The organism is Streptomyces sp. (assembly GCF_036524955.1).
Lineage (GTDB): Bacteria > Actinomycetota > Actinomycetes > Streptomycetales > Streptomycetaceae > Actinacidiphila.
The window spans coordinates 1-5,792 of sequence record NZ_DATDBG010000008.1 but is presented as its reverse complement, the minus strand read 5'-3'; the positions used below and the strand labels follow the sequence as shown (position 1 = coordinate 5,792).

Below are 5,792 nucleotides of genomic sequence, written 5' to 3'. Positions count from 1 at the left end.
CGTGGCGCCGCGCGCCGAACCCAGGTGCTGGTCGATGTCCGCGTCGATCGCGACGACCGGACCGCGCGCGGCGAGATGGCGGATGAACAGCGGGGACAGCGTGGTTGGCGCTGTCCCCTTTCCCACGGGAGCGATCCTCATGCTCGCTGAGCGAAGTGGCGGGGCCGCGCCCAAGAGCCTTCTGAGTGGGCAAGGCCACTCGATCTGGGTCCTTCGCCAGCTCGGTGATGCGTAGGGTCGGGACATGGCTATGAATGCTGCTCCTTCCCCCGCCCCCGGCCAGGCGGACCCGCTGGCTGTCCTCGGGGCGCTGCCGGGCGTGCCCGAGGCGGTGGACTCCGTACGGCAGACCGTGGACAAGGTCTACGGGCACCGGGTGATGCGCCGCCGGTCCAACGAGGTGGCATCCGAGGCGGCCCTGCGCGGTGCGCGCGCCTCGGCGGCGCTGGCCGGCGCCGACTGGCCGCTGGAGGAGGTGCGGCGGCGCAGCGATTTCTCGGCCGACGAGCAGGCCCGCACGGTCGGCGCGGCGCTGCGGCTGACCGCGGAGGCCGGGCAGCTTCTCAGCGTCTGGCGGCAGTCGCCGGTGCAGGCGCTGGCTCGGCTGCACCTGGTGGCCGCGGCCGGAGTGGCGGAGGAGTCCACGGTGGGCCGGCCACGGCTTGCCGCGGAGCCGGTGGCCGAGCCGCTGGTGGGGATCGCCGAGATTCCGCTGCCGGAGCCGGGAGAGGTGGCCGCACGCCTCGATGGCCTCGCCGAGCTGCTGCGGGCGGGGTCCTCGGCGCCCGCACTGGTGGTCGGCGCGGTCGTGCACGGCGAACTGCTCTGCCTGCGGGCCTTTGGCTCCTTCAACGGACCGGTCGCCCGCGCAGCCGAACGTGTCGTGCTGGTCGGCAGCGGACTGGACCCGAAGTCGATCTGCCCCGCCGAGGTCGGTCACGCGGAACTGGGCCGGGCCGGATACCTCAAGGCTCTTGAGGGCTACGCCTCCGGCACGCCCGAGGGGATGGCCGAGTGGATCGCGCATTGCGGCCGGGCGCTGGAACTCGGCGTGCGCGAGAGTGTCGCCGTCTGCGAGGCGCTTCAGCGGGGCGCGGCCTGACTGTCATCGTCCGAAGGGGGCGATCCGCGGCGGGTGGCTGAGGCGAGAGGACGAGCGGACTGCCACCGACGGCAAGCGGGTGAAGGTGCCAGGAAAGGGTTGCGGCGGCACCATGGGGTGCCGCCGCTGGCATGTCCGCCGAGTTACCAGTGCGTGCGCTTATTCTGCCGATCAGGCCGGGATCTTGGCCCGTTACCTGGTGCGGCTGGCCCGGTTGGCGGGTCGGCTACGCGTGGGTGCCCAACTTTCATGCTCGGTCCGTGGGGCCATCTGCTGTGAACTCGGTCTTCCTCTCGGAACTCCGTGGTCTCGCGGGCCGCTATGTCCTTTCTACCGCTGACCGGCTTGAAGCGGAACCCCTGGCTGCACTTTTTACTTTTCAGATCAATCAGGACAAATACATGGGCCGGCGACGGCGTGCTGCCAGCCAGACCAGCCCCGCGGTGGCGGCGGCTGCTCCGAGCACGGCGACGGCGAGCGCCGGGGCCGGTGCCATCGGCAGCGACGGGATGCGCTGGTTCAGCCGTACCGGACGACTGAAGGTCAGTACCGGCCACTCGCGGGCGGTGGCCTCCCTGCGCAGTGCGCGGTCCGGGTTGACCGCGTACGGATGACCCACCGACTCCAGCATGGGGATGTCGGTCACCGAGTCGCTGTATGCGAAACACCTTTCCAAGTCGTAGCCCTCCGACTCCGCAAGCCGGGTGATGGCTTCGGCTTTCGCCGGACCGTAGACGTAGTGCTCGATCTCGCCGTTGTACGCGCCGTTCTCGACGACCATTCGGGTGGCTACGACATGGTCGGCGCCCAGCATCTCGCCGATCGGCTCGACGACCTCGGATCCGGAGGCACTGACGATCACCACATCGCGGCCGGCCGCGTGGTGTTCCTCGATCAACGAGGCAGCCTCTTCGTAGATGATCGGGTCGATCAGGTCATGCAGGGTCTCCGCCACGATCTCCCGTACCTGCTGCACATTCCAGCCCCGGCACAGATCGGAGAGGTATTTGCGCATACCTTCCATCTGGTCGTGATCTGCGCCACCGACCAAGTACACGAACTGGGCATATGCGGTGCGCAATACCGCGCGCCTGTTGATGAGGCCGCCCTGGTAGAAGGATCGCCCGAAGGCGAGCGTGCTGGACTTGGCGATCACGGTCTTGTCGAGATCGAAGAACGCCGCGGTGCGCGGCGGCAGGTGGTTTTCCACGAGACGAGCATAGGCAACCACCATTCGGCGTAAGCTCAGGCGCGTGGGTTTGCCCGAGAAGGGCTTCGGGTACACCATGGAAGTCACGGATCGTTCGCGACCGTGCTAACCCGGTCTGGCTCCTCCCCCCCCGAGTCGGACCGTGGGGACGACCCCCGCTCTCCCCCCCGGCGGGGGTCGTCGCATGTCCGGATGCGTTCACCCGCTCCGGGTAGGGGGCTTCGTCGTACTCGACCATGTCGCGCTCCTTCGTACGTCTGTGCGCTCTGGTGTTTACGACGAGTGACGGACCGTAATCGTTTCGCGATCGCGTCGAACTCACCCTTCCGAGTGGCGGAGTTATCCACAATCGCCGAGTTGTCCACCGATTCCGACCAAGATCATCTCAATTCCTCGACGTGTCCCAAGCTGATCACAGGCGAAGCACGCCGTGCTCGCATCTCAAGCGACGGGGGACAGAGAAATGGCAGGCTCCATCGCGCCCGGCCCGCTGCCGGGCGTTGCGGAACGGCCGGGCGGACCGCTGATTGTCACCGAGGACGAAAGTCTCCTCGATGATCTGCTCAGGCTGTGCGCCGCAGCCGGTACTGAACCGGAAGTGGTCTTCGAGGCGCCACCTCGTGCGACAAGTTGGGACAATGCGCCGCTGGTTCTGGTCGGAGCCGAGGCTTCCGGGAGAGTACGGGGCGCCGCCCGCCGCAAAGGCGTGCTGCTCATCGGCAGGAACCTCGACGACCCGGAAATCTGGCATCGGGCCATGGACATCGGCGCCGATCATGTGACCTTCCTTCCGGACGCCGAGACCTGGCTCGTCGACCGGATGGCCGACATCGCCGAAGGCGCCGGGGAGCCCGCTCTGACCATCGGTGTGGTCGGCGGCCGGGGCGGCGCCGGGGCCAGCACCCTGGCCTGCGCGCTCGCCGTCACCGCAGCCCGCGGTGGGCGCCGCTCCATGCTCATCGACGGTGACCCGCTCGGCGGCGGCCTCGACATCCTGCTCGGCGCGGAACGCACCGGTGGGCTGCGCTGGCCCGACTTCGCCGACTCGCGCGGGCGTGTCAACAGCGGCGCCCTGGAAGAGTCGCTACCCAGACTCGACTCGCTCAGCGTCCTGAGCTGGGACCGCGGCGACTGCGTGGCCGTTCCGCCGCAGGCCATGCGATCCGTGCTGGGCGCCGCCAGGCGGCGCGGCGGGGTGGTCGTGGTCGACCTGCCGCGCCGGGTGGACGAGGCGGTGGCCGAGACGCTCGCCCAGATCGACGTCGGTCTCCTGGTCGTGCCGTCCGAACTGCGGGCGGTGGCCGCGGCAGCCCGCGTCGCGGCGGCGGTGACCATGGTCCTGAAGGACCTGCGCATCGTGGCTCGCGGACCCTTCGGCTCCGGGCTCGACGACCACGAGATCGCCCGGCTCGTCGGACTGCCGCTCGCCGGCGAACTGCCGGCCGAACCCGCCCTCGCGGACGGCCTGCTCGGTGGCGGCCCGCCCGGCTCGTCGGGGCGCGGACCCCTTGCCCGGTTCTGCACCGCCTTCCTCGCGCAGGCGCTGCCCAGGGGCGGGAGCGTGACGGTATGACCGCCGAACTCCTCGACGCCGTACGGCTGCGCCTCGCGGAAGACGGCGGCGAACCCACCCCAGCCCGGGTGGCCGCAGCGCTACGGGCCCAGGGCCGGCTGCTCGGCGACTCCGAAGTGCTCGGCGTCGTCGCCGCACTCCGCTCGGAACTGGTGGGCGCGGGCCCGCTGGAGCCGCTGCTCGCCGACCCCGAGGTCACCGACATCCTCGTCAACGCTCCGGACCAGGTGTGGATCGACCGCGGTCGCGGCCTGGAGCGCAGGGACGTCCGCTTCGCCGACACCGCGGCCGTCCGCAGGCTCGCCCAGCGGCTGGCGACCACGGCCGGACGGCGGCTTGACGACGCCCGGCCGTGGGTCGACGCCCGGCTGCCCGACGGCACCCGATTGCACGCCGTTCTGCCGCCCGTCGCCGTCGGCTCCCCCTGCCTGTCCCTGCGCGTGGTGCGGGCCCGGGCTTTCACCCTGGGCGAACTCGTGACCGCGGGCACCCTCGACGCCGAGACCGGCGCAGTGCTGCGCGCCGTCCTCGACGCACGCCTGTCGTTCATGATCAGCGGCGGCACCGGGTCGGGGAAGACCACGCTGCTGAGCTGCCTGCTCGGCCTGGTCGACCCCGCGGCGCGCATCGTCCTCGCCGAGGACTCCGCCGAACTGCGGCCCGATCACCCGCACGTGGTCCGCCTGGAGACCCGCCCCGCCAACCAGGAGGGCGCCGGTCATGTCACCCTGCGGGACCTGGTTCGCCAGGCCCTGCGGATGCGGCCCGACCGGCTCGTCGTCGGCGAGGTGCGCGGGGTCGAGGTGACGGAGCTAACCAGCCGCTTGACACCAACACAAGCGAACAGGCCACTGAGCCGCCAAAGTCGCTGGTGGCAGAGCTAAGCCGGCCGTTGCCCGGAATCGTGGCGTTCCTGCCGGAGCAGGTCGATGATCATGCGCCGGTCCGCCTCCGAGATCGACATCTCCCAGATGGCTCGCTCGCGAGGGTTGCTCATATCCGCGTACGGGCTTGGCGTTGAGACCGAGGTGTCGTCCAGCGGCTCAAGCAGGGTGCCTCGGGCGTAGGCGCGGCTGATCGTGCCGGGTTTCAGCGCGAGCGCGCGCTCCCAGGCCGACCGCTTCCCCCGCTGGATCGACGATCGTCCGTTCTCGGCCGCGCTCACTGACGTGGAGGTGACCCCGATGAGTTCGGCGAGAGCCACCTGCGAAAGGTTCAGCTCATCACGTCGCTCGGCCAGTTGCCTCCCGACCGGAGGGGTGGCGCTGGGCTCACTCATGGGCAGCAGATTGCCACGGCCTCTTTAAAAAATCTATAAGACATCTCCGTTTTCATGTGCCCAAAAGGGGCGCTAGGGGCGCACGTGGGAGGCGCGGGACCAGAGTCTTGCAAGTTTTCTTACAGGTTCCTTGCAGGTTCGCTATAGGTCGTGGTTGCATCGAGCCATGCCACTTCAGACCAACGGACGTGAGCTGCGTCGACGGCGCGAACTGCAAGGCCTGACCTTGACGGAGTTCGCCCGGCGGGCCGGCTACACGCTGACGCATGTCAGCCAGGTGGAGCTGGGTCACAGCAACGCGGGCCCCCGATACCTGCGGACGGCGGCGGGCATCCTCTGCTGCGAGATCGCCGATATCACCGTGTCGCCGTACGCCGAGCACCCGGTGACCAATGAGCGAGCGTCCGCGTGATCTGCCGTACTGCGGACGAGGCCTGGCAGGCCGGCTGGGACGCGCCGTGCGAGCACGGCCTGGGCCCCGGCGACTGCCCGCGCTGCGCGCTGACGGCCGAGGAGATCGCCCGCCTGGCGATCCTCCACCGGCCCTACCTGCAGCTGACGCCCCCTGGCGCCACGACCGCTGCTTGACATGGGGCGGGGCCGCCCGGACGCGACCCGAGCGGCCCCA

At 70.0% G+C, this 5,792-nt stretch carries 6 protein-coding genes and 2 pseudogenes; 5 read left to right on the top strand and 3 right to left on the bottom strand.

From position 1 onward, the window contains the following. Nucleotides 1-141, bottom strand: a pseudogene (locus VIW71_RS00530) (ATP-binding protein); the annotation flags it as partial. Between the two features lie 103 nt (nucleotides 142-244). Here VIW71_RS00530 and VIW71_RS00525 point away from each other — a divergent pair. Then, entirely contained in the window at nucleotides 245-1,102 is an 858-nt protein-coding gene (locus VIW71_RS00525; protein WP_331619751.1) for an oxidoreductase, read from the top strand. Between the two features lie 388 nt (nucleotides 1,103-1,490). Here the strand turns inward: VIW71_RS00525 and VIW71_RS00520 are convergent, their stop codons facing one another. Continuing rightward, a complete protein-coding gene (locus tag VIW71_RS00520; protein ID WP_331619753.1) occupies nucleotides 1,491-2,336 on the bottom strand; it encodes an HAD family hydrolase in 846 nt (281 codons plus the stop codon). Between the two features lie 439 nt (nucleotides 2,337-2,775). Between VIW71_RS00520 and ssd the strand changes: the two genes are divergently transcribed. Beyond that, nucleotides 2,776-3,885: a septum site-determining protein Ssd gene (gene ssd / locus VIW71_RS00515; RefSeq protein ID WP_331619750.1), complete on the top strand. Its 1,110-nt coding sequence runs from the start codon at nucleotides 2,776-2,778 to the stop codon at nucleotides 3,883-3,885. After that, nucleotides 3,882-4,712 (top strand): annotated as a pseudogene (locus VIW71_RS00510) (TadA family conjugal transfer-associated ATPase); the annotation flags it as partial. The gene ssd and the pseudogene VIW71_RS00510, both read left to right, overlap by 4 nt. Before the next feature lie 53 nt (nucleotides 4,713-4,765). On the opposite strand, the gene VIW71_RS00505 reads toward VIW71_RS00510, so the two are convergent. Further along, nucleotides 4,766-5,164 (bottom strand): helix-turn-helix domain-containing protein, encoded by a 399-nt coding sequence (locus VIW71_RS00505; RefSeq protein WP_331619749.1) that lies wholly within the window; start codon nucleotides 5,162-5,164, stop codon nucleotides 4,766-4,768. Nucleotides 5,165-5,330: 166 nt separating this feature from the next. Between VIW71_RS00505 and VIW71_RS00500 the strand changes: the two genes are divergently transcribed. Together VIW71_RS00500 and VIW71_RS00495 are read left to right on the top strand one after the other, a co-directional pair. Continuing rightward, nucleotides 5,331-5,576 carry a helix-turn-helix domain-containing protein gene (locus VIW71_RS00500; RefSeq protein WP_331619748.1) on the top strand — a complete coding sequence of 82 codons (246 nt, stop codon included), beginning with the start codon at nucleotides 5,331-5,333 and terminating at the stop codon, nucleotides 5,574-5,576. Continuing rightward, the gene (locus VIW71_RS00495) at nucleotides 5,573-5,752 is read left to right on the top strand and encodes a hypothetical protein (RefSeq protein ID WP_331619747.1); all 180 of its coding nucleotides are present in this window, start codon (nucleotides 5,573-5,575) and stop codon (nucleotides 5,750-5,752) included. Before VIW71_RS00500 ends, VIW71_RS00495 begins: the two co-directional genes overlap by 4 nt. Nucleotides 5,753-5,792: the final 40 nt, after the last annotated feature.

Coding starts and splice junctions, on each gene's coding strand:
- VIW71_RS00525 (WP_331619751.1), top strand. CDS start 245: ATGGCTATGAATGCTGCTCCTTCCCCCGCCCCCGGCCAGGCGGACCCG.
- VIW71_RS00500 (WP_331619748.1), top strand. CDS start 5,331: ATGCCACTTCAGACCAACGGACGTGAGCTGCGTCGACGGCGCGAACTG.
- VIW71_RS00520 (WP_331619753.1), bottom strand. CDS start 2,336: ATGGTGGTTGCCTATGCTCGTCTCGTGGAAAACCACCTGCCGCCGCGC.
- VIW71_RS00505 (WP_331619749.1), bottom strand. CDS start 5,164: ATGAGTGAGCCCAGCGCCACCCCTCCGGTCGGGAGGCAACTGGCCGAG.
- ssd (WP_331619750.1), top strand. CDS start 2,776: ATGGCAGGCTCCATCGCGCCCGGCCCGCTGCCGGGCGTTGCGGAACGG.